This window comes from Granulicella sp. L60 (genome assembly GCF_009765825.1).
Classification (GTDB): Bacteria; Acidobacteriota; Terriglobia; order Terriglobales; family Acidobacteriaceae; genus Edaphobacter.
The window spans coordinates 128,162-152,239 of record NZ_LMUR01000003.1; the positions used below are offsets into that span (position 1 = coordinate 128,162).

General features: G+C 60.2%; 22 protein-coding genes. 16 read left to right on the forward strand and 6 right to left on the reverse strand.

The features are described 5' to 3' along the window. Positions 1 to 99 precede the first annotated feature (99 nt). Complete coding sequence (locus GSQ82_RS01265; RefSeq protein ID WP_158790203.1) at positions 100 to 375, reverse strand: DUF4242 domain-containing protein; 276 nt, start codon at positions 373 to 375, stop codon at positions 100 to 102. 129 nt (positions 376 to 504) lie between these two features. Here GSQ82_RS01265 and GSQ82_RS01270 point away from each other — a divergent pair, with 129 nt between their 5' ends. The 4 genes from GSQ82_RS01270 (at position 505) to GSQ82_RS01285 (ending at position 3,917) form a co-directional block, all read left to right on the forward strand. After that, positions 505 to 1,389, forward strand: coding sequence for an inositol monophosphatase family protein (locus GSQ82_RS01270; RefSeq protein ID WP_158790204.1), 885 nt, complete (start codon positions 505 to 507; stop codon positions 1,387 to 1,389). Positions 1,390 to 1,510: 121 nt separating this feature from the next. Further along, a complete protein-coding gene (locus tag GSQ82_RS01275; protein ID WP_158790205.1) occupies positions 1,511 to 1,771 on the forward strand; it encodes a ferredoxin family protein in 261 nt (86 codons plus the stop codon). A gap of 74 nt (positions 1,772 to 1,845) precedes the next feature. Continuing rightward, entirely contained in the window at positions 1,846 to 2,583 is a 738-nt protein-coding gene (gene recO / locus GSQ82_RS01280; RefSeq protein WP_158790206.1) for a DNA repair protein RecO, read from the forward strand. 89 nt (positions 2,584 to 2,672) lie between these two features. Next, positions 2,673 to 3,917 (forward strand): SGNH/GDSL hydrolase family protein, encoded by a 1,245-nt coding sequence (locus GSQ82_RS01285; protein WP_254061340.1) that lies wholly within the window; start codon positions 2,673 to 2,675, stop codon positions 3,915 to 3,917. 243 nt (positions 3,918 to 4,160) lie between these two features. Here GSQ82_RS01285 and GSQ82_RS01290 read toward each other — a convergent pair whose 3' ends face one another. Further along, positions 4,161 to 4,937 carry an SDR family oxidoreductase gene (locus GSQ82_RS01290; RefSeq protein ID WP_158790208.1) on the reverse strand — a complete coding sequence of 259 codons (777 nt, stop codon included), beginning with the start codon at positions 4,935 to 4,937 and terminating at the stop codon, positions 4,161 to 4,163. Positions 4,938 to 5,035: 98 nt separating this feature from the next. Between GSQ82_RS01290 and GSQ82_RS01295 the strand changes: the two genes are divergently transcribed. From GSQ82_RS01295 to glyS, 4 genes are all read left to right on the forward strand, one after another. After that, complete coding sequence (locus GSQ82_RS01295) at positions 5,036 to 5,473, forward strand: helix-turn-helix domain-containing protein (protein ID WP_305794658.1); 438 nt, start codon at positions 5,036 to 5,038, stop codon at positions 5,471 to 5,473. Between the two features lie 84 nt (positions 5,474 to 5,557). Beyond that, positions 5,558 to 6,619: a hypothetical protein gene (locus GSQ82_RS01300; protein ID WP_158790209.1), complete on the forward strand. Its 1,062-nt coding sequence runs from the start codon at positions 5,558 to 5,560 to the stop codon at positions 6,617 to 6,619. 115 nt (positions 6,620 to 6,734) lie between these two features. Next, positions 6,735 to 7,712 carry a glycine--tRNA ligase subunit alpha gene (locus tag GSQ82_RS01305; RefSeq protein WP_158790210.1) on the forward strand — a complete coding sequence of 326 codons (978 nt, stop codon included), beginning with the start codon at positions 6,735 to 6,737 and terminating at the stop codon, positions 7,710 to 7,712. 113 nt (positions 7,713 to 7,825) lie between these two features. Next, on the forward strand, positions 7,826 to 9,940 hold the full coding sequence (gene glyS / locus GSQ82_RS01310) for a glycine--tRNA ligase subunit beta (RefSeq protein WP_158790211.1): 2,115 nt from the start codon (positions 7,826 to 7,828) through the stop codon (positions 9,938 to 9,940). Between the two features lie 343 nt (positions 9,941 to 10,283). Here glyS and GSQ82_RS01315 read toward each other — a convergent pair whose 3' ends face one another. The 3 genes from GSQ82_RS01315 to GSQ82_RS01325 all read right to left on the reverse strand — a co-directional run bounded on the left by GSQ82_RS01315 (position 10,284) and on the right by GSQ82_RS01325 (position 11,735). Beyond that, positions 10,284 to 10,460, reverse strand: coding sequence for a hypothetical protein (locus tag GSQ82_RS01315; RefSeq protein WP_158790212.1), 177 nt, complete (start codon positions 10,458 to 10,460; stop codon positions 10,284 to 10,286). A gap of 234 nt (positions 10,461 to 10,694) precedes the next feature. Further along, positions 10,695 to 11,372 (reverse strand): GNAT family N-acetyltransferase, encoded by a 678-nt coding sequence (locus tag GSQ82_RS01320; RefSeq protein ID WP_256370028.1) that lies wholly within the window; start codon positions 11,370 to 11,372, stop codon positions 10,695 to 10,697. A 138-nt stretch (positions 11,373 to 11,510) separates the two neighbouring features. Next, positions 11,511 to 11,735, reverse strand: coding sequence for a hypothetical protein (locus GSQ82_RS01325; protein WP_158790213.1), 225 nt, complete (start codon positions 11,733 to 11,735; stop codon positions 11,511 to 11,513). 365 nt (positions 11,736 to 12,100) lie between these two features. Between GSQ82_RS01325 and opgC the strand changes: the two genes are divergently transcribed. Beyond that, a complete protein-coding gene (opgC, locus tag GSQ82_RS01330) occupies positions 12,101 to 13,249 on the forward strand; it encodes an OpgC domain-containing protein (protein WP_158790214.1) in 1,149 nt (382 codons plus the stop codon). Here the strand turns inward: opgC and GSQ82_RS01335 are convergent. After that, positions 13,242 to 13,946 carry a hypothetical protein gene (locus tag GSQ82_RS01335; protein WP_158790215.1) on the reverse strand — a complete coding sequence of 235 codons (705 nt, stop codon included), beginning with the start codon at positions 13,944 to 13,946 and terminating at the stop codon, positions 13,242 to 13,244. The genes opgC and GSQ82_RS01335 overlap by 8 nt on opposite strands. Before the next feature lie 227 nt (positions 13,947 to 14,173). On the opposite strand from GSQ82_RS01335, the gene GSQ82_RS01340 reads away from it, so the two are divergent. The 7 genes from GSQ82_RS01340 to GSQ82_RS01370 all read left to right on the forward strand — a co-directional run bounded on the left by GSQ82_RS01340 (position 14,174) and on the right by GSQ82_RS01370 (position 24,031). Beyond that, a complete protein-coding gene (locus GSQ82_RS01340) occupies positions 14,174 to 16,849 on the forward strand; it encodes an LptA/OstA family protein (RefSeq protein ID WP_158790216.1) in 2,676 nt (891 codons plus the stop codon). Further along, entirely contained in the window at positions 16,846 to 17,574 is a 729-nt protein-coding gene (gene lptB, locus GSQ82_RS01345; RefSeq protein ID WP_158790217.1) for an LPS export ABC transporter ATP-binding protein, read from the forward strand. The genes GSQ82_RS01340 and lptB overlap by 4 nt, the downstream gene beginning before the upstream one ends. A 228-nt stretch (positions 17,575 to 17,802) precedes the next feature. Beyond that, entirely contained in the window at positions 17,803 to 19,524 is a 1,722-nt protein-coding gene (rpoN, locus tag GSQ82_RS01350; protein WP_158790218.1) for an RNA polymerase factor sigma-54, read from the forward strand. 44 nt (positions 19,525 to 19,568) lie between these two features. Continuing rightward, complete coding sequence (gene hpf, locus GSQ82_RS01355) at positions 19,569 to 20,207, forward strand: ribosome hibernation-promoting factor, HPF/YfiA family (RefSeq protein ID WP_158790219.1); 639 nt, start codon at positions 19,569 to 19,571, stop codon at positions 20,205 to 20,207. 35 nt (positions 20,208 to 20,242) lie between these two features. Further along, the gene (rapZ, locus tag GSQ82_RS01360) at positions 20,243 to 21,169 is read left to right on the forward strand and encodes an RNase adapter RapZ (protein WP_158790220.1); all 927 of its coding nucleotides are present in this window, start codon (positions 20,243 to 20,245) and stop codon (positions 21,167 to 21,169) included. An 85-nt stretch (positions 21,170 to 21,254) separates the two neighbouring features. Continuing rightward, complete coding sequence (locus GSQ82_RS01365) at positions 21,255 to 23,129, forward strand: ABC transporter ATP-binding protein (RefSeq protein ID WP_174243018.1); 1,875 nt, start codon at positions 21,255 to 21,257, stop codon at positions 23,127 to 23,129. Beyond that, complete coding sequence (locus GSQ82_RS01370; RefSeq protein ID WP_158790221.1) at positions 23,126 to 24,031, forward strand: YicC/YloC family endoribonuclease; 906 nt, start codon at positions 23,126 to 23,128, stop codon at positions 24,029 to 24,031. Before GSQ82_RS01365 ends, GSQ82_RS01370 begins: the two co-directional genes overlap by 4 nt. Positions 24,032 to 24,078: the final 47 nt, after the last annotated feature.

The window sequence follows — 24,078 nt, forward strand, 5'->3', positions numbered from 1 at the left end:
TTCCGAATCAGAAGACGACGTTCTAAATCAATCGATGGAGTTCTGGGTCCGTCGATCAGTAGCTCTACAGCAGAAGCGAAACGGTTCCAGGGTGGAGGCTCACGCGTCGGCGGTGGTGGGATCGATGATGGTGGTGATGGCGGTGATGAAGTTCGCAGGAAAGCCGCCCTCTTCGGCGTGGCGGCGGATGATGTCTTCGTTGGGTGCGATGTAGATGCAGTAGATCTTGTCCTGGGTGACGAAGGAGTGGAGCCACTGGATCTCGGGGCCGATGGCTCGGATGACGGAGCAGGATTTTTGCGAGATGGCGACGAGTTGCTCGGGGGTGAGTTCGCCGGCGGCGGGGATGTTGCGTTCGATGAGGAACTTCGGCATGGCGGGACCTCGGGGGATCTTTGGGATTCCGGTGATGATGTTTGATTCCGGGCCGGCTTGCGTGGGGCAAGGTAGTCTGGTGAGAACGATAGCATTCGGCTGGTTGTCCGGTCGACGGGAGATTTTGCGATGGGAATGGTGAAGAAGTTCGATTTCGCGCATGTTGCTGAGGGGATTGCACGGCAGGCTGGGGCGCTGCTGCGCGGGTTTTATACGAAGGGTGTGACGACGGAGTATAAGGGCGATGTGGACCTGGTGACGGAGGCGGACAGGGCGAGCGAGGAGCTGATCGTTACGAAGCTGAAGGCGGCGTTTCCGGAGCATGGGGTGTATGGCGAGGAGGGAACGCGGAGTGGGCTGGATAGCGAGTATCGGTGGTATGTGGATCCGCTGGATGGGACGACGAACTTTGCGCATGGATTTCCGGCGTTCTGCGTGGTGCTGGGGTTGGAGCGGAGGGCTCCGGGGCTGGCCGAGGGTGTAGATGGGGAGATGGTCGCGGGGGTGATCTACGATCCGCTGCGGGATGAGATGTTTTCGGTGGAGCGGGGCAAGGGCGCGTGGATGAATCATCGGCGGCTGGCGGTGTCGAAGACGGCGAAGCTGCAGGAGTCGCTGACGGCTACGGGGTTTCCGAGCAAGAAGCGGCATGAGAGCCCGAATATCTATTTTTATAACGAGATTACGCTGCGCTCGCATGGGGTGAGGCGGGCGGGAAGTGCGGCGCTGGATATGGCGTATGTGGCGGCGGGGAGGCTGGATGGGTTCTGGGAGTTCAATCTGAATCCGTGGGATACGTCGGCGGGGTATTTGTTGGTTGAGGAGGCGGGCGGGACGGTGACGCACTTCGACGGCGGGAGGTTTACGCTGGACAGCCGCGAGGTGCTGGCGACGAATGGATTGATTCGAGGGGAGATGGTGCATCTTTTTGGGGAGATGTTCGCGGGCCGGGAGATGGGAGCGATTCCTACGGCGGCGGAGTTTGCGAAGAGAAGGGCTGAGGAAGGGCGATAGGTTTTTGTCGCGATGGCGGATGTTCCCGGTTTGCAGCGGGGAGCGGTTGTGCTGGTAGAATTTAAGCACGAGCTTAGTTTTGGGCGGCGACTTTAGAAGTTGATAAGGGAGATTTTCAGAGATGGCTTATGTGATTGCGGAACCGTGCATCGGGACGAAGGATTCGGCTTGCGTGGATGCCTGCCCGGTGGATTGTATCCATCCGAAGAAGGACGAGAACGGGTATAGCGACGCGGTGCAGCTTTTTATCGATCCGGTGGAGTGTATCGACTGCGGCGCGTGCGTGCCAGTGTGTCCTGTGTCGGCGATCTATGCCGGGGATGATCTGCCGGAGAAGTGGGCGGAGTTCCAGGTAAAGAATGCTGCTCACTTTGGGCGGTAGGGTTTTTGAGTTTTTGAAAGACGCGCGGCCTGACGGCTGCGCGTTTTTCTTTTGGAATACAAATGGGTTGAGCAATGATACAGCGGGTGGGTGAGGCGATTGTGTTGCGGGCGTGGCCGTTCCAGGAGGCGGACCTGTTGGTGAGCCTGTTTACGCGGGAGCAGGGGCGGGTGAAGGGGGTGGCTCGTCATGCGATGCGGTCGCGACGGCGGTTTGGCGGAGCGCTGGAGCCGATGACGCATGTGCGTGCGACGTATGCGGAGAGGCCGAGGCAGGAGCTGGTGCGGTTGGATGCGTTTGAGATTCTGAGTTCGCCGCTGTCGCGGCCGATTGATTATGCGCGGACGGCGGCGCTGCAGTTTGTGGCGGAGGTGGTGGAGGAGGCGCTACCGGAGCAGGCTCCTGAGGATGCGGTGTTTCGGCTGGTGCTGGCGGTGCTGGAGGAGTTGCAGGTGGGCAGGGTGTGGATGCCGGTGACGTACTTTGCGCTGTGGATGAATCGGCTGATGGGGTGGATGCCGGAGCTTGGGCATTGTGTGATGTGTGGGCTGGATCTGCGTGGGGGGACGGTGTGGTACTCGGCTGTGAGCGATGGGGTGACTTGTGAGGATGACCGGAGGCCGGGGAGTGTGGCGCTGTCGGCGGCTTCGGTGGCGGAGGCGCAGAGAATCTTTCGGGGGACGGTGAAGGGGCTGGCGGAGGAGAGCTGGCCGAAGGAGCGGGCGGCGGATCTGCGGCGGTTTGCGGTGGAGATGCTGGAGCGGGGGCTGGAGCGGCGGCTGGTGAGTGCGAGGGCGATGGGGCGGGCGTAGGATCTTCTTGATTTTGCGCGTCATTGCCAGGAGAGGTGTCGGACGGGTAATTTATTTGGATTGCGAAATAAATGGGGAGTTCGATGCGAATGGATTCGGTAAGGGGACGTGTATTGGTCGGCGTGTTGCTGGTCGTGATGGGGCATGCGGGGGCGCAGACGATAAAGCCTGTGACGTACTGGGTGGGGTCGTGGGCTGCGTCGCAGCAGACGCCGGAGCCGCGGAACGCTCTTGCTCCGGAGGATCTTCGCGATGCTACGCTGCGGCAGGTTGTGCATCTGTCTGCCGGCGGGAGTCAGTTGCGGGTGCGGGTGTCGAATGTGTTTGGGACGGCGCCTTTGCGTCTGACGTCGGTGCATGTGGCGAAGCCGGTTTCGGCGGCGAGTTCTGCGATTCAGGTGGATAGCGACAGGGCGGTTCTGTTCGATGGTGCGGCGGATGTAATGATTCCTGCGGGTGCGGAGTATCTCTCGGATACGGTGGCGCTGCCAGTGGCTGCGCTCTCTGACCTGGCGATCTCGATCCATCTGGATCAGCCGCCAACGGGTCAGACGAGTCATCCGGGGTCGCGTTCGACGACGTACCTGGTGCATGGGGATATGGTCTCGGCGGCGAGCCTGACGGGGGCGAAGACGGTGGAGCACTGGTATCAAATCTCGGGTGTGGATGTGGTTGCGACGGCGGGGACGGCGGCGATTGTGACGCTGGGAGATTCGATTACGGATGGACATGCGGCGACGACGAACGGGAACGATCGTTGGCCGGATGTTCTGTCTGGACGGGTGCAGGCTGCGGCGGCGACCAAGGGGATGGGTGTGTTGAACGTCGGGACTGGTGGGAACAGGATTCTACTGGACGGGCTGGGGCCGAATGCGCTGGCTCGGTTCGATCGGGATGTGCTGGTGCAGGCCGGGGTTCGGTATGTGATTGTGCTGGAGGGGGTGAACGACCTGGGTACGCTGACGCGGGATGGAGCGGTCTCGGCGGTAGAGCATCAGGCGCTGGTGAAGCGGATTGAAGCGGCTTATGCGCAGATGATTGCTCGGGCGCATGCGCATGGGGTGAGGGTGATTGGGGCGACGATTCTTCCTTATGGCGGTTCGAACTACGGTCGTCCGGAGCTGGGGACTGAGGCGGATCGGCAGGCGATTAATGCGTGGATCAGGGATGCTAGCCACTTTGATGGGGTGGTGGACTTTGATCAGGTGACGCGTGACCCGGCGCAGCCTGATCGCATGCTTCCGGCTTACGATTCGGGGGATCATCTGCATCCGTCGCCGGCGGGGTATAAGGCGATGGGTGAGGCGGTGCCGTTGACGTTCTTTACAAGATGAGGCTTGTCCTGCCGGACGGGCCCACTGCTCTCGGCCACCCCACGAACGAAGACCTGTTTGTGGGGACCCCGGTTCGGTCGGTCACTTCGTGACTTGTATACGGCTTCGGGTGGGCCTCCCGTTGGTCGGCTTTAGATTCCGACCAGCGGGAGGAGTAGGGTGATGATCCTGCCGCGACAAGGTATACGCGTCACGAAGTGACCTCCCGCTGAGTAAGCGGCCCGTCCGGCAGGACATGATCTCTTAGTGACTCATGGCGTCGTTGAACTGCTGGAAGAAGGCCGCGTATTTTTCGGTGCCGTTTTGTTCGGCGAAGCGGAGGGGTTTGACGCGCTCGACGAGGATCTCGGTGGCGTTGGGTTGGGTCTTGAGGAGCTCGATGGTCTCGGCGATGTAGTCCTTGAGAGGCATGGCGCGCGGGTCGGCTGCCTGGGCGCTGCCCATCAGCTCGGTCTGGACGTAGGGCGGGACGATCTCGATGACTTCGACGCTGGTGGATTTGAGCTGGTAGCGGAGGGACTGGCTCCAGGAGTGGATGGCGGCCTTGGTGGCGTTGTAGGTGGGGACGAGGGCCATGGGGATGAAGGCGAGGCCGGAGGAGACGGTGAGGATGGCGGCGTGGGGCTGCTTCTGCAGCTGGGGGAGCAGGGCAGCGGTGAGGCGGATGGGGCCGAGGAGGTTGGTGGTGATGGTGGCTTCGGCGGTGATGAGGTTGTCGGCGGTTTCGGCGGCTTTGAGGAGGTTCTCCGGGCGCATGATGCCGGCGTTGTGGATGACGACGTTGAGTGCGGGGTAGCTGGCGACGAGCTGGGCGGCTACGGCAGTGATGTTGGCGGGGTCTTCGATGTTGAGGACGACGGAGGACATGCCGGGGTTGGCGGCGGTGGTCTGGTCGAGGGCGTGCTGACGGCGGCCGGCGATGATGACGTGGTTGCCGAGCTTCTGGAAGGACTCTGCGAGGGCGCGGCCAATGCCGGAGCCGCCGCCGGTGATGAGGATGGTGTTTCTTGTGATTTTCATAGCGATGATTCTCCCAAAGTGATATTAGGATGGTTTGTATCTGTTGGGAAGTAGGCACCTGAAAGATTCATACTTACCTAAAAGAGAGTGAGGGGGCTATGGGAACTGTGCTTGTTCGGAGTGCTAATGCTGTTGCGGAGATGAGGAAGAAGATGGCTGGAGTGCCTCCGAAGGAGACGGACCCGAAGCTGGATGCGCTGGTGCGGGAGATTATCGAGCTGGTGGCGGATAAGTGGACGATGCTGGTGCTGGAGGCTCTGGAGGAGCATGGGGTGGTGCGGTTTACGCGGCTGGGTGAGCTGGTGGGCGGGGTGAGCCAGAAGATGTTGACGAAGACAGTGCGGCAGATGGAGCGGGATGGCTTGGTGACGCGGACGGTGTATCCGGTGATTCCTCCGCGGGTGGAGTATGCGTTGACGGAGCTGGGGCACAGCCTGGGTGCGGCGTTTTGCGGGGTGTGGATCTGGGCAGAGGAGCATGGGGATGAGGTGATGAGGGCTCGCGAGGCGTTTGGGCGGGTGGGTGCTGCTAAGTGACGGCGACTTGATGTGGCGGGGTGGGCTAAGTTCTGGCATACTGCCGGGATGAGGCGGTTTGGGGTTTTGCGATGTGACCGGAGTATGGGGCTGATCGCGAGATCGCTGTGTGCGTTGCTGGTTGCGGTGGGGCTGGGTGGAGCGGTGATGGTGGCGCAGGATCAGGAGGCGCCTACTCCTACGCTGCATGTGTACGCGAATCTGATACAAATTCCGGTGTTGGTGCTGACTTCCAGCTTGGGCAAGGTTGCGCCGATTGCATCGAACAAATTTTCCATCAGTCTGGACGATGGGCCGCTGTTTCGAGCGACACATGTGCGGCTGGAGGGGGACGACCCTATCTCGCTGGCAATTTTTCTGGATACGGGGGAGGCGCAGGAAGGACTGCTGACGAAGATCGATGAGGCTATTGCGGGGCTTGCTCCGGGCTCGCTGCGTACGCAGGATCAGGTGTTCGTCTTTGCGATGAACTGTACGCAGCTCAAGATAGTTAAGCATGTGCGGCCAGAGCACGAATCTTTGAAGGAGGCGGTCGATAATGCGCTGCAGGTTTGGACGAGCCGGGCGGGTGAGAAGCATAGGGATAAGTGCCCAGCGAATCAGCTTCCGCATCTGAGGAGCGCGATGATGTATGCGATGCGGACGTTGGCGAATGAGCCTGGGCGCAGGGTGATGCTGGCGGTGACGGATGGCAACGACGGCGGTGGGGCGCATCTGTGGAATGAGGTGAGAAAGTTTGCAGGTTCGTCGGGGATAGCGATCTTTGGGATGACGTACGAGTCGGGCGAGATGGGTTGGTCTATGCGATGGGCGGCGGATGACAATGATGCTTTCCGGTGGATGTGCGAGTCCACGGGGGGATTGAAGTTTCAGGTGACCAAGGCAAATGTCGGCCAGAGGATGACGCAGTTTGTGACGGAGCTGCGTGGTCGATACATCGTCGAGTTTCCGCGTCCTTACGATACGACGGGCGGAGAACATGATTTGGTGGTGAAGATTGAGAGGAGCAGGTATTTCGTTCGGCCTGCGGGAATCTCGGTTCCGATTCCTGACAAGGCTACGCTGGCCGATCCGATGACGGTACCTTCGGATCCGAAGCTGGCGCCGGAGTTGGGGACGAGGCGTGTGGTGTCTCAGATGCAGTGATGGGAGCGGGTCGTTTGAGGAAGATCGCTTGCGGAAGAACGTGGGGATGGACGTTCGGGCGGTTAGAATCGAAGGATCTGGAATCGAAACGATCGCTGCATTTGAAGAGAGAGTTATGACTGGGTTGGTCTCGGGTGTTCCGAAGAAGAGGGCTCTGACGTTTCAAGAGCTTTTGTTTACGCTGCAACGGTTCTGGGCGGAGCGGGGATGCGTGCTGCAGCAGCCGTATGACGTTGAGGTGGGCGCGGGAACGATGTCTCCGGATACGTTTTTGCGCGTGCTGGGGCCGAAGCCGGTGAGGATTGCGTATGCGCAGCCTTCGCGCAGGCCGGCGGATGGGCGGTATGGGGAGAATCCCAATCGATTGTTTCGGCATACGCAGCTGCAGGTGATTCTGAAGCCGCCACCGGTGAATATTCAGGAGATGTATCTGGAGTCGCTGGTGGCGATCGGAATCGATCTTCGCGAACACGATATCAAGTTTGAAGAGGACAACTGGGAGTGGCCGGTGGGCGGCGCGTGGGGCGTGGGCTGGCAGGTGATGCTGGACGGGCTGGAGATTACGCAGTTCACATATTTTCAGCAGTGCGGCGGGATGGATCTCGACCCAATCTGCGGAGAGATTACTTATGGGCTGGAGCGGATCGCGGGATTTTTGCAGGATGTGGATTCGATCTACGACATTGTGTGGGCGGTGGAACCGGATACGGGCCGCAAGGTGACGTATGGGGAGATGCGGCTGCCGGAGGAAGAGCAGTTTTCCGCTTACAGCTTCGACTATGCGGATGTGGGGTCGCTGTGGAAGCACCTGGATCTGTATGAGGCGGAGTGCCTCGGATTACTTGAACAGGCGAAGGGCTTTGAGGACATGGATGCGCTGCAGTTGAAGCGGTTTCCGGTGCTTGGGGCGTATGAGCTAGCGCTGAAGTGCTCGCATGTGTTCAATCTGCTGGATGCTCGCGGGGCGATCTCGGTGACGGAGCGCGTGGGCGTGATGGCGCGGATTCGGACGCTGGTGGTGGGTGTGGCGAAGGCTTATGCGGCGCAGGGGGTTGCGCTGACGGGCGCGGAGAAGGAAGCTGTGGTGTGTTGAGGGGCTTGCACTCCCACTCATCGCGATGCTGCTGCGATGGATGGGGCACCCCGACTTTTGTGTTTGGTTGGATTTGAGATGCGCCCTTTGCGGCGGGATTTGAGTTGAGGACGATGGCTGATTTTTTGTTTGAGATTGGGTTGGAAGAGGTTCCGGCGCGGATGATTGCGGGCGCGCAGGCTGAGCTGGAGCAGCGCGTGGTGAAGATGCTGGAGCGCGAGCGGCTGGTGCGGTCGGGTGTGCGGAGCAGAAGCTTTGCGACTCCGCGACGGCTGGCGGTGTGGGTGGATGGCGTGGCGGAGCGGCAGGAGGATCTGGCCGAGGAGCTGGTGGGGCCTTCGGTGAAGGTGGCGTACAAAGATGGCGTGGCGACGCCGGCGGCGGTGGCGTTTGCGAAGAAGGCGGGCGTGGCTGTGGAGGAGTTGAAGACGGTTACGAACGCGAAGGGCGAGTACCTGGCGGCGACCTCGGTGAAGGCGGGCAGGGCTGCGGCTGAGGTGATTGCGGCGGAGATGCCCAAGGAGCTGGCGGGGATCTATTGGGCGAAGAATATGTATTGGCGGCCGGGTAAGCCGGAGCGGTTTGTGCGGCCGGTGCGCTGGCTGGTGGCGCTGCTGGGCGGTGAGGTTGTGCCGGTGGAGTTTGGCGGATATGTAGCGGATAGAGTTACGTATGGGCATCGGGTGTTGTTTGGCGATGGAGTGATCACGCTGAAGGTTCCGGGTGAGTACGAGGATGCGCTGCTGGGCGGCTTCGTGATTGCGGATGTGGAGGTGCGGCGCGAGAGGATTCGGAAGGCGCTGGATCGTGTGACGAGGAGTGTGCCGGGTCTGCGATGGCGCGAGGACCATGGGCTTGTGGATAAGCTGACGCATCTGACGGAGTGGCCTTCGGTGTTGCTGGGAGGATTTGAGAGGGAGTATCTCGCGCTGCCGGAGGAGGTGCTGGTGACGGTGATGCGGGATCATCAGAGCTACTTTGCGGTGGAGGATAAGGATGGCGGGCTGGCTCCGCACTTTCTCGCTGTGCTGAATACTGAGGCGGATGAGGCTGGGGTGGCGGTGATTCGGCATGGGAATGAGCGGGTGCTGCGGGCTCGGTTCAACGATGCGCGTTTCTTTTGGGAGTTCGATCAGCGGGTGCCGCTGGTGGAGCGGGTGAAGCTGCTGGAGAATGTTACGTTTCAGAAGGATCTGGGGAGTTATGCGAAGAAGTCAGAGCGGGTGCGTGGTGTAGCGGCGAAGCTTGCAGGGTTGGTTGCTGCGGGTGGAGTTGCGGTGGACGCGGAGGCGCTGGATCATGCGGCGCGGTTGGCGAAGGCCGACCTGACGGCGGAGTTGGTGAAGGAGTTTACGGAGCTACAGGGCGTGGTGGGTGGGTTGTATGCGCGGGCGCAGGGATTTCCGGCTGCTGTAGGGGACGCGATCTATGACCAGTACAAGCCGGAGTCGATGGAGGACGCGGTGCCTCGGACGGTTGAGGGCGCGTTGCTGGCGATTGCGGATAAGGCGGATACGATTGCGGGGATGTTTGGGCTGGGGCTTGAGCCTACGGGGTCGAAGGATCCGTTTGCATTGCGCAGAGCTGCGAATGGGATTGTGAAGACGTTGGCAGAGACGCACGCTGCGCTGCCGTTGACGCTGGATGATGTGGCGGCGGTGGGTTCGAGTGAAGCTGCGGTGTCGGCGAAGGTGAGAGCTTTTTTTGCGGAGAGGCTGGAGTTCTATCTGCGGGAGGCTCGTGCGCAGGCGTATGACGTGGTAAAGGCTGTGCTGGCTGTGGGTTCGAACGATGTGCGGGATGCGGTGGTCCGGGCTGAGGCGGTGACGGCGGTTCGCGGGGCGTCTTCTGGGGCTACGGGTGATTTTGTTGCGGTCTCGGCGGCGTTTAAACGGATGAAGAATATTCTGGCGCAGGCGAAGGAGAAGGGGGTCGCTTCGGCGACTGGTGTGGATGCCGCGCTGCTGACGGAGCCTACGGAGAGAGCTCTGGCGGAGCGGTCGGCTGAACTGGCTGTTCGGGTGACGACCCTGCGTGGGGAGAAGAATTATGTTGCTGCGCTGGAGCAGATTGCTACGCTGAGGCCGCAGGTGGATGCGTTCTTCGAGGCGGTGATGGTGATGGCTCCGGATGAGGCGGTGCGGGCGAATCGGCTGGCTCTGCTGGAGAAGGTGTTGGGGGATTTTTCGGGGATTGCGGACTTTTCGGAGATTGTGGTGGCTGGGTAGGGAGACATATCCCTGGACTGACGCCACGCGCTTGCGTTCTGTGGGACGTAAGCGCTAAAGCCGTAGGCTGCGCAGGAAGCAAAGACAGAATACAGGGGTTCTTCGCTGTGCTCAGAATGACGACAATATTGATTTGCCGAATGACATGGTCTATCTGAACGAAGCGAACGAACGATACCTTGATTCGAATGAGTTACAACTTCAATTCGGATGGACGTCAGCTTCAGTTCGAATGAACGATGACATCGATCTCGAACGAACGCATCGTTCTTGATGAGCGGCAGCGTCGATTCAGATGAGCTACGGCGTCTATTTAGACGGCGATCTTGAAGACTCGGTGTTGCTAGTCTGCGATGAGCATGACGCCGAGCATGAAGAGGAAGATGGCGAAGAGAGAGCCGATTGGTATGAGTACGCCTTCGCAAAGATTAGTCCAGCTGCTGCAGGACTGACTGCCGTCTTCGGCGCGGGCGGTGGATTGGAAGGTTGAAGCATCCTCGATTCGTGGGGTGTATTGCATATTCTTTTCCTGTTTCTTTCTTTGTTACGAGACCTGAGAGGTTGAGGCAGAGCTCGCTGCGTTATGTTCTACGACGTACCTTGCTGCGAGTTGCGAGTTGAGGTTCGAGCACTGCTATCGATCTTCTGAACTTTGTGGACGCATCATCCATGATGGCGATGATGGGGTGCAAGAGTTATGACGCAGGGAGTGCCGCGGGCGTTATCTCCCTGCGGTACGTGGAACGGCCACCTTTCACAGCTGAAGTTGGACCAGGTCCGCGTGCTGCTGCGGGCGCAGGAGGTGGATGGAAGACATGTCTTCGGGCGAGGGAAGTTCGCCGATGGCCATGGCGGTCTCATCGCAGGCGTTGCGGCGAGCGCAGCGGATGCAGTCCTTGAGAATCTTGTCGCGGAGGGCGCGGTGTTCGGCGAGGTGAAAGTTGAAGTGCTCGAAGAAGCTGGGAATGCGGGTGAAGAGGCAGACGCAGCGGATGCCGCAGGCTTCGGCCTGGTCGAGGATGGCTTGAACGAGGAGGCCGCCGGCTCCGTGGCCTTTGATGTCGGGGCGAACGACGATGGAGCGGACCTCGGCGAGATGCGGACCGTAGACGTGGAGGGCAGCGCAGCCGATGAACTGGTGGGCGTCGGACTCGACGACGGTGAAGGTGCGGATGTTCTGGCAGATCTCGGTGTAGGAGCGGCGGAGGAGGGTGCCGTCGTAGGAGAAGCTGTCGATGAGTTGATGGATGGCGTGGGCGTCCTGCAACTGCGCGGGGCGCGTGTGCATGGAGGACTTAGTCAGCTGGCTGGGGGTGGGGGCGATGCGGGAGGTAGGCAGGGCTGCGGCGTTGGTGCTGGTTGAGGGGAAGGAAGATACGTGGGCCGAGGGTAAGGGGGCGGGCGGCGGTTCCAGTACTAAGGACGATGACATATGCCACTGCACTTTTCTTTTTTTGTTGCCGTCGATGGATGCTGACGGGAGTTGAGGTTGAAGGCAGACGATGGGGAGGTATAACTCCTGCCTGTGGGCGGACATTTCATAACGACTTGCGTGCGTTATGAAGCCGCGTTAGCAGCCGTAGTGGCGGCCTTCGCGGCTGGGCTCCCAGGGAATCGGAGCAAAGGTGCGCTGGAAGAAGGTGTTGTCGACGATGTAGCGCTCGCGGTTTTCGCCTTCGATGATCCAGTCGCCGGGGTAGGCTTTGCGCTGGCCGGCGTCGGTGAGGATGAGGGTGGAGCGTTGGCATTGCGTGGCGTTCACGAGAAGCGGTCTACGGGTGCGAAACGTGTTCATCAGGCTGTCTCCTGTCGGCCCTGTTCTGCCGACAAGATCTATCTCAACACCGGGTTCATAAAAACGGCATAACGAATTTGGAAAAGGTTCGTAAAGGCGCAGGATGGTGCATCTGTTGGGTTTGCGGGAGGGTTTTGCGGGAAGAATTGCCTGGGAGGCGCGATGGTGGCGGCTTTTTGCGGAGCTCTGAGGCGGATTGCAGCGTGGGAGCGTCTTACTGGTACGGCTGTATGAAGGCGGGGGAGAGTCCGGCCTTGGCGTGGGATGCGGAAGGATCGTTCGTGGCGATGGGTTTGGCGGCGCAGGTGGGCTGAGGCTGCTCTCGCTTTAGGTTTGGGGCTTATGGAAGGCGAGGATTGCGGTTGATGGAGCTGACTCATCCAAAGGCGCGGAGGATGCCGGAGCTGGACGCGCTGCGGGGGCTGTTCCTGGTGTGGATGACCTTTACGCACATGCCGACGAGGTTCAGCGACTTTGTGAACCAGCCGGTGGGGTTTGTGTCTTCGGCGGAGGGATTTGTCTTTCTGTCGGCGATGCTGGTGAGCCATGTCTATCTGCGCGAAGCGATGGACGATGTGGGAGCGATGTGGACGAAGCTTTGGCGAAGGACGCTGAAGATCTACGGCTATCACCTGCTGATGCTGACGTTCGCGTTTACGATTGCCGCTGCGTTTGCGACGAAGACGCACCGGCCGGCGATCTACAATCTGATCAACTTTTATCTGGCGCATCCGAAGGTGGCGGTTATCGGAGGCGTGCTGCTGATTTATTGTCCGCCTCTGCTGGATATTCTGCCGATGTATGTGCTGTTTCTGTTTATGACGCCGGTCGCGTTGACGGTGGGTGTGCGCTACGGCTGGCGGTTGGTTCTTGGAGGGAGCGGCGCGCTTTGGCTATGGGCGCAGTTCGGGCTGCGAGAGGCCGTCCATTCGTGGCTGGTGCAAGTGACGCATCTGCAGATTCCGTTGCAGGAGACGGGGGCGTTCAACCTGTTTGCGTGGCAGGCGGTGTGGATTGCGGGGCTGTGGCTGGGGGTGAAGACGGCTCAGAACGATATGCCGTTGAAGCGGGTTCCGGGGTACATGGTGGCTGTGTGCGGGGTGGTCTGCATGTTTTTTCTAGGGGTGCGGCATCAGTGGTTGGGGCAGCATCTGACGCAGCAGGCGTTGGGGATCAGCCTGGACAAGTGGCAGATTGGACCGATGCGGGTGATCAATTTGGCTGCGTTTCTGATCGTCTGCTACTGGATGCGGAGGTATCTGCTGAAGCTGGTCTCGATTGAGCCGTTTCTCACGCTGGGGAAGGCGTCGCTGCAGGTGTTCTGCGCGCATGTGTTCTTTGTCTTCGCGGGGCTGGCGCTGCTGTATGGAGATATTCCGCAGCTACATGGGGCGAGGGCTTATGGGATGCTGCTGCTGACCTTCTCCGGGTTGATGCTGGTGGCGATGCGCGAGGCCAGGCTGCGCCGGGAGGCTAAATCCAGGGCTGCTGCCGGGCCGTCTGTGGTTAGTTGAGGCGTTGGAGGCGGTCGATGAGCTTCTGGGCGAGGGGTTCGCCGGATTCGGTCCAGAGGAGGCGGCTGCTGATGCCGCAGTTTTTTTCTACTGAGAGAGTGAAGGCTAGGAGCATCTCGACGTTTTGCTGGATATGTTTGGCGGCGGCCGCGTCGAGCTGTTCGTCTTCGAGGGTCTCGGCCAGCCATGGGGTGTCGAGGCCGAAGTCGATGCGGATGTGGCCGTTCTGCTCGAAGCTGGCGTCGTCGAAGGTGGGGCCGAAGCCGAGGAAGCGGACGGTGGAGAGCTGGAGCTTCCAGAGGGGATCGAGGGCTGCGGTTTGAAGCTCGGGGTCGATGTCGTCGTCGGGGTCGCCGGTGGGATTGGGGTAGTTGGAGTTGAGCTCGGGCGTCCAGAGCTTCCAGCGCATTTCGAACTCGTAGGCGGTGTCGTCGTGGAGCAACTCGGTGGCTTCGGCGACGGCGCTTTCGATGATGGAGGCGGAGGTGTCGCGGTTCTCTTCGGCGCGGTCGTCGTTGACGTAGATGCGCTGGTAGGTGGGGGCTTCGGTGAAGCTGATGGGGTACGACGAGGCGGCGAGGACACGCTTTTCGCCGCTGATGAGGGCGAACTGGCGCATGACCGAGACGAGGGTCGCGGGGAGGGTGTCGAAGCGGAAGTTCGGAAACCAGAGGCTAAGGTAGAGCTGATCGGCCATAGGGATAGTTTAGTCCCTATGAGGCCTCGGGACTTATCGAGCTATGGTCTGTGTTCTGTGGTGAAGGCAATGGCCTGCCGGCCGCCCTCCTGCGCGGAGGGCGGTCACTTCGTGACTTGTATAACCCTTCGGGTGGGGCTCCCGCTGGTCGCCAGGAAGATTTTGGGCTGAACTCTGAGATCGCGGCTTGATGATTCCTATGCCGTGGGGTGAGAAGATAGAGGGGGATGAACGTTTCGGTAGAGCGGCTTCGGGTCTGGTTGCTGGCGGGTGCGGTGCTGCTGGTGATTGTGATCGCCGGCTTTCTGGGGTATGCGCACTATCGGACGCACCGTTTTCTGACGAATCTGCCGAAGAAGCTTGGGGTGAATATTCGACGGGAGACCAATGGGGTTACGTACTCGCAGTCGGTGCAGGGGCGGACGGTGTATACGATCCATGCGGCGACGGCGGTGGAACGCTCGGATGGAAAGCTAACGCTGCATGATGTGGGGATTGTGCTGTACGGGCGCAAGCAGGATCGGGCTGACCGGATCTATGGGAAGGAGTTTGAGTACGACCAGTCGGCTGGGGTGGTGAAGGCGGTTGGTGAGGTGCATATCGATCTTCAGGCTCCGTCGGCGGCGGATTCGAATGCGAAGATGGACTATGCGGCAGGGAAGGATCTGCATGACGCCGGGAAAGGGGGGGCGCAGGAGAAGAAAGACGAGCGGCTGGTCCATGTGACGACGAGCGGTCTGGTATTCATGCAGAAGCTTGGCATAGCGGCGACGGATAATGGCATCGAGTTTGACTCGGGTGGGATGACCGGACATGCAGTTGGAGCGGACTACAACTCGGATACGGGTGTGGTGGTGCTGCGCTCGGCGGTGAAGGTGAATGGGCTGCAGCATGATCGTCCGGTGGTGTTGACGGCGTCGCGTGCGGAGCTGGACAGGCCGAATCAGAAGATGGTGTTGACGCAGGCGAAGTATATGTCGGTGGGTGGTGGGGCGGGGCAGACGGCCCAGGGGCAGCATGTGGTGGTGCATCTGCGTCCGGATGGTTCGGCGGAGCGGGTGGAGGCCGAGGGCGACGTGACGCTGACCAATGGGATGGGCGGGACGGTGACGGGACCGCGAGGCGAGATGACTTTGAATGCGCGGAGCCAGCCTGAGACGGTGGTGATGACGGGCGGGGTGAGGTATTCGGAGGATGGATCGCTGCGGCAGGCCAAGGGCGAGGCGGCGGAGGGACGGGCGGCGTTCGATAAGCAGGGGCGGCCGGAGCATGTGGTGATGACTGGCGCGGTGCATCTGCATGAGCGGGTGCGGGCGCATGATGCTGCGGGTGAGCCGTGGAGTGAGCGGGACTTGAGTGCGAAGGCAGTGGAGCTTGCGCTGACGGCGGATAGTGCCGGGAAGGCCGAGCTTCGGGATGCGAAGGCGACGGGAGATGCGCGGTTGAAGGTGCTGAGCGCGACGTTGAAGGGTGCGGCGGTGGAGACGTCTGACAGTGCGTTGGCTGCGGAGGTGCTGACGGCTCACTTTGTGCACGTGGGGAGTGCGGATCATATCGCCGAGGTGCATGGCGATGGGCATGCTTCGATGCGGAGGGTGAACGCGAAGGGTGTGGTGAATACGAGCTCGGGGGATTCTCTGGTGGCGCACTTTCGCCCTGTAGCAGAGGGTGGAGGGCGTGACTCGAAGTCGGCGGCTGGTGTCGGCGATGTGGCGAAGAAGGAGGGAGCCGGTCAGGGTGCGGATGCGGTTTCGGATGCGACTGAACAGGGGCATGTGGTGATGACGCAGACTCCTGCTCGCAAGGCGGGAGATACTGCGGCGCCAGTGGAGGAGAGGGTAACGGCGGAGAAGGCGGTTTATAGCGGCGGCATGGGTGTGGGCGAGTTGGAGCGTACGACGCTGACGGGCAATGTGCAGGTGACCGACGGGACGAGCGTGTTGTGGGCGGATCGGGTGGTGGCGGAGCAGCAGAGTGGGGATGCAACGGCGGATGGTTCGGTAAAGGCGAGCTATGCACAGCCGGGGAGGACGGGGGAGCCGGTGCATGTGCTGGCGGCGCGCGCGGAGATGAAACATGACTCGCAGATTGCGACTTTTTTTGGAGTGGCGGGAAAGCCTGCGCGGCTTTGGCAGGGAGGCTCGCAGATGGATGCGCCGGTGCTGCAGTTTGAGCAGAAGCAGAGGCGGCTGCTGGCTCATGGTGTTGGGCAGGGCGCGCCGATGGCGGTGCATACGGTGTTGGTGAGCCAGGGTGGTGTGGCTGGGGCTGGGAGTGCGAATACGGCAACGCCTGTGACTACAACTGCGAATACGGCAACGATTGCGACGAAGATCGGAACGACGCGCAAGGCTGCTGATGGTGGAAAGACATCCGTGATTCGAGTGGCGAGTCGGGAGCTGGTCTATTCGGATGAAGCGCGGCGGGCGGACTTTACCGGTGGAGTGGAGATCGAGGACGCGGATGGCAAGATGCGTGGACAGCAGGCGGTTGTGTATCTGCAAGCTGCACCGGGCGGAGGTGCGGCAAAGGGAGTACAGGCTGGTGGCAAAGCTGTGAGTGGGCCGTCGCACGTCGAGGCGAAGGGGAATGCTCTGCCGGCGGCAGGCGGTTTTATGGGCGGTAGTGTGGAGCGGGTGGTGGTGAGCGGGAGTATAGAGATGGAGCAGACCGGACGTCGTGCCAGCGGCGAGCAGTTGGTCTATACCGCCAGCGATGGCATCTTTGCGCTGACGGGGACGCCTGCGGTGCGGCCCAAGGTCGTCGACGATCAACGCGGAACGGTCACAGGGACTTTGCTGCGATTCCATGCGGGAGATGAGAACGTTGTGGTTTCTAATGGAGGAGAGAATAACGCGGGCCAGAAGGTGCGCACGGAGACGCGGGTGAAGAACAAGGAATGAAGACACTATCGACGGAGGAGATTGGAAAGTCGTACGGCGGCCGCGAGGTGGTGCGAGGCGTGAGCCTGGAGATTGAGCAGGGCGAGGTGGTGGGCCTGCTGGGGCCGAACGGTGCGGGCAAGACGACAAGCTTCTACATGATTGTGGGGCTGGTGCGGCCGGATACGGGGCGGGTGCTGGCGAATGGACACGACATCAGCCGATTGCCGATGTATCTGCGGGCGAGGAACTACGGGATCAGCTACTTGCCGCAGGAGCCTTCGGTGTTTCGCAAGCTGACGGTGCAGGACAATATTCTGGCGGTGCTCGAGGCGCAGGATCTGAGCTGGGAGAGCAGGCGGATGCGCACCGAGAGGCTGATCGAGCAGCTCAATCTTGGGCATGTGCGCAAGACGCGCGGTTATGCGTTGAGCGGCGGCGAGCGCAGGCGGGTGGAGATTGCGCGCTGTCTAGCGATTGAGCCGGCGTTTATTTTGCTGGACGAGCCTTTTTCGGGCATCGATCCGATTGCGGTGCTGGATCTGCAGGAGATTATCTTCGGGCTGAAGAAGAGTGGGATCGGTGTATTGATTACTGACCACAACGTGCGGGAGACGCTTTCGGTGACGGATCGGGCGTACATCATTACCGAGGGCAGGATCTTTCGGCACGGGACGCCGGGTGAGTTGGGACGCGATCCTGAGGTGCGGAGGATCTACCTGGGTGAGAACTTTTCGATGGGCTAACCGCTACAACTTCTGTGGTAAGGCTGGGTTGCTATCGGTGCAGTTTCCGCAGTCGTTGGCAGGGTTAGACTTACAGCCAGACAGCAACCGATGCGTGTAGACTGTGGCCAAGCTGAGAGAATGGCACTCTGGTTGCTTGCGGTTCGTACCGGGCTGCGGAAAAATAGCAAAGAACTATCACCAGCAGAATGAACAGTAGGGCCAGACGTCAGCCGATGAGAGGTTAATGTGTTGTTGCAACCGAAGCTAAACTTGAAGGTCTCCCAACGCCAGGTGCTGACGCCTGGCCTGGTGCAGATGGTCAGCGTACTGGCGCTGAACAAGCTTGAGCTGAGGGAGATGATCAACACCGAAATGGTGGAGAATCCGGTTCTGGAGGAGCTGGAGGAGTCGGTCGTCTCGCTGGATGAGAGGGCAGGGCTCGAAGGAGATCGGGAGCGGTCGGCTGAGGATGTGGCTGCCGAGAGCGAGAGGGTGGAGAAGGACCCGTTCGATGAGATCGACTTCGGAAGCTACTTTCAGGACTATCTCGATCCGGGATTTCGCACCTCGTCGAACTTTGAGGAGTACGACAAGCCTTCGTTCGAAAATTTTCTGTCTCAGCCAAGCACGTTGAGCGATCATCTGACGTGGCAGCTGGGCTCGCTGACGTTGAGCCCGGAGATTGCTGCGGCTGCGGAGCTGGTGGTCGGTAATCTGAACGAGAACGGCTACTTGACGGCGAGCGACGAGGAGCTGGCTGTGTTGCTGGCTCAGTTCGATGACCCGGTGCGGTCGGAGCCGATTCCGTTTGAACGTGGCACGAAGGGCCGGTTGGTGCATCTCTGGCACGGGCCAGAGGTAGAGGAAGGTGGGGATGTCGCTGCGAAAGACGAGCCGCTGGAGATAGCGGCTGCAGCGGAGGATTCGCTCTCGTCCTGGCTGATTGCCGTTCGAGAGGCTCGGACGATCATCAATTTTCTCGACCCCGTGGGTGTGGGTGCGCGTGACCTGCGGGAGTGCCTGTTGATCCAGATCTGTGCTCAGCAGGGTGAGGCGGCGATCGTACTGCGACGCAGGGAGATGATGGCGGCACGGAATGGATCGGAGGAAGACAGCGGTTATGTTGCGCCGGTGCCGGCTGTCGTGGACGATCCGGGCAGGGTGGATATCTTTGCCGTTGCGACGCATGTTGTGACGCACTGTCTGCCGCTGCTACAGAAGAAAGACATGCGCGAACTGACGCGGAGCTGTGGGCGCACCGCTGACGAGGTGAATGCCGCGGTGGACTTTATCCGGACGCTGGATCCTCGGCCAGGGCAGCGCTACAACCATAGTGAGACGAGGCTGATTGAGCCCGATGTTGCGTTTGTGAAGCGCGACGAAAACTATGTGGTGGTTATGAACGAAGAAGATATGCCGACGCTGCGTTTGAACCAGGGCTATCGCAAGATGTTGCAGCAGAAGCAGACAGAGAAGGACGTCAAAGAGTATGTGAAGGAGCGGTACAAGTCCGCGATCCAACTGCTGCGAAATATCGAACAGAGAAAGAATACGATTCTGCGGACGTGCGAGGTGATTGTGCGGCGGCAGACAGAGTTTCTGGAGCACGGCGTGAATGCGCTGAAGCCGATGATGATCAAGGAGGTCGCGGAGGAGATTGGGGTGCATCCTTCGACGGTCAGCCGTGCAGTGGCGAACAAGTATGTGCATACCTCGCAGGGTGTCTTTGAGTTGCGCTTTTTCTTCTCGGAGGGCGTAAACGGGCCGGAGGGCGGGGATCTGCCGCTGGTGCTGTTGAAGCGCAAGGTGAAGAAGCTGATCGAGGATGAAGACTCGCGGAAGCCGCTGACGGATGATCAGCTGGCCGCCGAGCTGCAGCGGCAGGGAATCCAGGTGACGCGCAGAACGGTTGCCAAGTACAGGGAAGATATGCAGATTCCAAGCACGCACCAACGTCGTGTACGCTGATCGCCGGCGGATGATTCGCATCGGCTGCGGTACGAGGTGAACGAATGAACGTTGAGTACACCGGTAGACAGACAACCATTACGAAGAAGTTGAAGTTGCAGGCTGAGGCGGGGCTGGAGCGGATCGCTAAGATCGTGGGGAGCTCTGCCAACGTACATGTGATTTTGACCACGGACAAGTACAGGCATAACGCAGAGGTAACGGTGCAGACCAGGCATCAGAAGCTGGTCGCGAGTTGCGAGGCGACGGAGATGGAGGTCGCGTTGCACGATACGCTGGCCAAGCTCGAGAAGCAGGCGATACGGCATAAGAAGAAGTTCGGAACCATCAAGCGACATCCGAAGGCGGATGTGAAGGGCGAGATCGCGGAGGTTGTGACTCCTGCGCCGAGGAAGGTTGCGGCGGTGAAGATCGCTGCGGTCAAGATCGCGACCAAGACCAGCGTAGGACGGAAGGCGGTGCCTATGCTGGTGCACTCCTTTCCTTCGCAATCGCCGCTGGCGGAGCCGCATATTGTACGTTCGACGGATGGGATTGCGCTGCGGCCGATGTCGCTTGAAGAGGCGGTGAAAGAGGCAGCGTTTCGCGACCGGGACGTGTTTGTGTTCCGCGATCATGGAGGCCGGGCGATGGTGTTGCATCGAAAGCGCGATGGAAAGATGGAGCTGATCGAAGTTCCGTAGGGCAGGGTTCCGTGGTGGATGCTAGGATTTCGAGCATGGCGAGTAAGCGGGTCACGAAGCGAAGTGGGAAGGTAGATGCGAAGGCCAAGGCCGTCCGGGCTCCGGAGTATCGGGGCGAACTGGTGGTTTTGACGGGGCTTTCGGGTTCGGGAAAGCTGTCGGCGCTGAAGGCGTTTGAGGACCTCGGATACTATTCGGTCGACAATCTGCCGCTGGAACTTGTTCCTCGGTTTGCGGACCTGGTGCGGCAGTCGCCGGAGATTGAGCGGGCTGCGCTGGTGGTGGACGTGCGCGAGGGGATGCGGTTGGACAAGTTTCCGGCGATCCTGAAGAAGGTGCGCAAGGTGCTTCCGACGCGTGTTGTGTTTCTGGAGGCCAGCGATGATGCGTTGGTGAGGCGCTTTTCGGAGACGCGGCGGCCGCATCCGCTGGGGCGGAGCGAGACCGTGGCGAAGTCGATTCGGGCGGAGCGGAAGCGGCTGGATCCGATCCGCAACGTGGCAGACATCGTGCTCGACACGACGAAGTTCAATGTGCACGATCTTCGCGCGCACATCAACACGCAGTTCGAGCGCGATGCGAGCGATCAGAGTCTGATGATCTCCTCGAACAGCTTTGGGTTCAAGAACGGAGTGCCGACGGAGGCCGATCTGGTGTTCGATGTGCGCTTTTTGCCGAATCCTCATTTTGTGCCGGAGTTTCGCAAGCTGACGGGAAAAGATCCGAAGGTGGCGAAGTATGTTCGACAGTTTCCGCAGACGAAGGAGTTCCTGGATAAGACAACGGACATGTTGACGTTTCTTCTGCCTCACTACATCAAAGAGGGGAAGAGCTATCTGACGGTGGCGTTCGGGTGCACGGGCGGGCAGCATCGATCGGTATTTATCGCGGAAGAGATGAAGAAGCGGCTGGCGGCGGCGGGGTATCGGGTAAAGACTGCGCATCGCGATATGCCGAAGTAGATGGGTAGGAATCGCCGGTGCGCCCCTTGCCACCATAGAATAGTAAGATGCGCGGTGCGATGACCATGGACGGGAGAGTGAAGGCTTGAGGCGCATCTGGCGATTGCTTTTATATATTCGGCCGTATGCGCTGTACTCGCTTCTGTCGGTCGTGTTGATGGCTGTGGTTGGAGCGATGGCCGCATTTCGCATCCTGCTGGTGAAGCCAATCTTTGACAATGTGCTGAGTCCGGAGGCGCCGCCAGGGCTTGTGCTCGTCTTTCGCATTCCGCACACAGAGTATGTCGTCAACATGCAGCGCCTTCTGCCGAGCTACTTTCACAATGCGTGGACGGTGGTGGCGGTGGCTCTGGTAGGGTCGGCATTTTTGAAGTCGGTATGCGATTACTTTGGAACGTACCTTGTGAATCGCGCTGGGTTCGGCATGATCACCGATCTGCGCAACGACCTCTACAACGCAGTACTACGCCGGTCGGTTGGATTTTTTCAGAAGCATACGACGGGGACACTGCTGTCGACGTTGATCAACGATATCGAGAAGGTTCAGTTTGCGATGTCGAGCGTGCTGAGCGATTTTCTGCAGCAGTTTTTTACCTTGATCTTTACGGCGATTGCTGTGGTGATCGTGGGTGGCAAGCTGGCGTGGGTGCTGCTGCTGTTTGTGCCTGTGGTGATCCTGTCGGCGAGGCGCATTGGACGGCGGGTGCGGCAGACGACGCGCAAGGGACAGGATAAGCTGGCCGAGATTCAGAACATTATTCACGAGACGATTACCGGCAATCGCATCGTGAAGGCATTTGGCATGGAGCTTTGGGAGATGAATCGCTTTCGCCGGGCGGCGCGAAGGTTGTTCGATGCGAATCTGAAGTCGGTGAGCGTACAGGCGATCAGTTCTCCCCTGATGGATCTGATTGCTTCGATCGCGATTGCGCTACTTCTGTTGCTTGGACGGATCAGCATTCAGCGCGGACAGATGACGGCGGGATCGTTCATCACGTTCTTGATTGCGGTGTTTACGCTGTACGATCCGGTGCGGAAGTTCGCGGGGTTCTACAACAGCTTTCAGCAGGCGCTGGGGGCGAGTGAAGATATCTTCAAGTTCATGGAAGCGCAGGATGACGTTCAGGAGAAGAAGCGCGCCCATGTGTTGACGGGCTTCGGCGAAGGTATTCGGTTTGAGCATGTCGGCTTTGCGTATGAGAGCGATGGCGAGGTGAAGCAGGTACTGCGTGACATCAATCTGTCGGTGACGCCGGGTGAGGTGATCGCCTTTGTAGGACCGAGCGGGGCGGGGAAGTCTTCTCTGGTGAATCTGATCCCGCGCTTCTTCGATGTGAATGAGGGCGCTATTCTGATCGATGGACATGACCTGCGGGATGTGACGATCGCCTCGCTTCGGCAGCAGATCGGAAAGGTGACGCAGGAGACGGTGCTGTTCAACGACACGGTGCGGAACAATATCGCATATGGGCAGCCGGATGTTCCACTGGAGAAGGTGGAAGAGGCGGCGCGGATGGCGTTGGCGCATGAGTTCATTCTGAATATGCCGGATGGTTACAACACGAAGATCGGTGAGAAGGGCACGAGGCTGAGCGGCGGCGAGAGGCAACGTTTGGCGATCGCGCGAGCCATTCTGAAGAATGCGCCGATCCTGATTCTGGATGAGGCGACCTCCGCTCTGGACACGGAGAGCGAACAGTTTGTGCAGGCGGCGCTGGCGAACCTGATGAAGGGACGGACGGTGTTCGTGATCGCGCACAGGCTGTCCACGGTGCGTCGTGCCACGCGGATTGCGGTGATTGAGAGTGGACAGATTACGGAGATCGGGACGCACGAGGAGCTGATGCAGCACTCGGGAACGTATCGGCGGCTTTACAATTTGCAGTTCGACGATGGCGATGTGGTGACGGTGGGCGGCGGCGAGCCGGCGCTGACGTTGGGATTGGAGGGAATTGCTTGAGTGCGATCTATTCGATGACGGGATACGCGAGTCTGCGGGGTTTGGTAAGGGAGACGGTTGCTTTTACGCTGACGATCAAGAGCGTCAACCATCGGTTTCTGGATCTTCACCTTCGGCTTCCGTCGTCGTGCGATGGGCTGGAGGTGCAGATGAGGAGGATGCTGAAGGAGAGTCTGCGGCGCGGTCATATCGAGGTGACGCTGCAGCTGGAGCGGCGCGGGGACTCTGAGGTTCAGTTGAATGCGGGGTTGCTGGACGCCTATATGCGGGCATTTCGGCAGGCTGCTGAGGCGCATGGGTTGGCGAGCGATCCGGACCTAAATACGATGCTGCGCATACCTGGAGTGATGAGTGCGGAGAGCGGCGGACCGGCGGCGGAGGTCGAGGGTTTGGACGCGGCGGTGCTGTTGCAGATTGCTCCGCTGGTGCAGGGGCTGAACGAGGGGCGAAGACAGGAAGGTGCATCGCTGGCGGCGGAGCTGCGGGCTTCTATGCTGCGGCTGCAGTCATTCGCAGAGGAGATGGCGGAGCTGAGGAGCGGTGTGCGTGAGGTGCAGTTTGAGCGTCTGCGAAGCCGTCTGCTGGAGCTTACGCAGGGTGTTCCGGTGTCGGAGGAGCGGCTGTTGGCTGAGGCTGCGGTGCTGGCGGAGAAGAGTGATGTCGAGGAGGAGATCGTTCGGTTGCGGACACATGTGGAGCGCTTTGTCGCGATGCTGGATGAGGGCGGAGAGTTGGGCAAACGGATGGACTTTCTGCTGCAGGAGCTGAATCGCGAGGCGAATACGATGCTGTCGAAGACCAGCGGAGCTTCGGGAGGAAATAGTCTGCGGATCACCGAGCTTGGGCTGGAGATGAAGGCAGAGATCGAGAAGGCGCGGGAGCAGGTTCAGAATCTGGAGTAAAGCTTCGTTGTTACACTGTCAGGGCTGCAGACAGATTTTTTGAACTC

Excerpts from the sequence above, each read along its gene's own strand:
- glyS (WP_158790211.1), top strand. The coding sequence starts at position 7,826 with ATGGCTGATTTTTTGTTTGAGATTGGGTTGGAAGAGGTTCCGGCGCGG.
- GSQ82_RS01290 (WP_158790208.1), bottom strand. The coding sequence starts at position 4,937 with ATGAAAATCACAAGAAACACCATCCTCATCACCGGCGGCGGCTCCGGC.
- GSQ82_RS01270 (WP_158790204.1), top strand. The coding sequence starts at position 505 with ATGGGAATGGTGAAGAAGTTCGATTTCGCGCATGTTGCTGAGGGGATT.
- hpf (WP_158790219.1), top strand. The coding sequence starts at position 19,569 with ATGAACGTTGAGTACACCGGTAGACAGACAACCATTACGAAGAAGTTG.
- GSQ82_RS01320 (WP_256370028.1), bottom strand. The coding sequence starts at position 11,372 with ATGTCATCGTCCTTAGTACTGGAACCGCCGCCCGCCCCCTTACCCTCG.
- rapZ (WP_158790220.1), top strand. The coding sequence starts at position 20,243 with ATGGCGAGTAAGCGGGTCACGAAGCGAAGTGGGAAGGTAGATGCGAAG.
- GSQ82_RS01265 (WP_158790203.1), bottom strand. The coding sequence starts at position 375 with ATGCCGAAGTTCCTCATCGAACGCAACATCCCCGCCGCCGGCGAACTC.
- GSQ82_RS01300 (WP_158790209.1), top strand. The coding sequence starts at position 5,558 with ATGGGGCTGATCGCGAGATCGCTGTGTGCGTTGCTGGTTGCGGTGGGG.
- GSQ82_RS01295 (WP_305794658.1), top strand. The coding sequence starts at position 5,036 with ATGGGAACTGTGCTTGTTCGGAGTGCTAATGCTGTTGCGGAGATGAGG.
- lptB (WP_158790217.1), top strand. The coding sequence starts at position 16,846 with ATGAAGACACTATCGACGGAGGAGATTGGAAAGTCGTACGGCGGCCGC.
- GSQ82_RS01305 (WP_158790210.1), top strand. The coding sequence starts at position 6,735 with ATGACTGGGTTGGTCTCGGGTGTTCCGAAGAAGAGGGCTCTGACGTTT.
- GSQ82_RS01335 (WP_158790215.1), bottom strand. The coding sequence starts at position 13,946 with ATGGCCGATCAGCTCTACCTTAGCCTCTGGTTTCCGAACTTCCGCTTC.
- GSQ82_RS01325 (WP_158790213.1), bottom strand. The coding sequence starts at position 11,735 with ATGAACACGTTTCGCACCCGTAGACCGCTTCTCGTGAACGCCACGCAA.
- opgC (WP_158790214.1), top strand. The coding sequence starts at position 12,101 with ATGGAGCTGACTCATCCAAAGGCGCGGAGGATGCCGGAGCTGGACGCG.
- GSQ82_RS01340 (WP_158790216.1), top strand. The coding sequence starts at position 14,174 with ATGAACGTTTCGGTAGAGCGGCTTCGGGTCTGGTTGCTGGCGGGTGCG.
- GSQ82_RS01285 (WP_254061340.1), top strand. The coding sequence starts at position 2,673 with ATGGATTCGGTAAGGGGACGTGTATTGGTCGGCGTGTTGCTGGTCGTG.
- recO (WP_158790206.1), top strand. The coding sequence starts at position 1,846 with ATGATACAGCGGGTGGGTGAGGCGATTGTGTTGCGGGCGTGGCCGTTC.
- GSQ82_RS01275 (WP_158790205.1), top strand. The coding sequence starts at position 1,511 with ATGGCTTATGTGATTGCGGAACCGTGCATCGGGACGAAGGATTCGGCT.
- GSQ82_RS01315 (WP_158790212.1), bottom strand. The coding sequence starts at position 10,460 with ATGCAATACACCCCACGAATCGAGGATGCTTCAACCTTCCAATCCACC.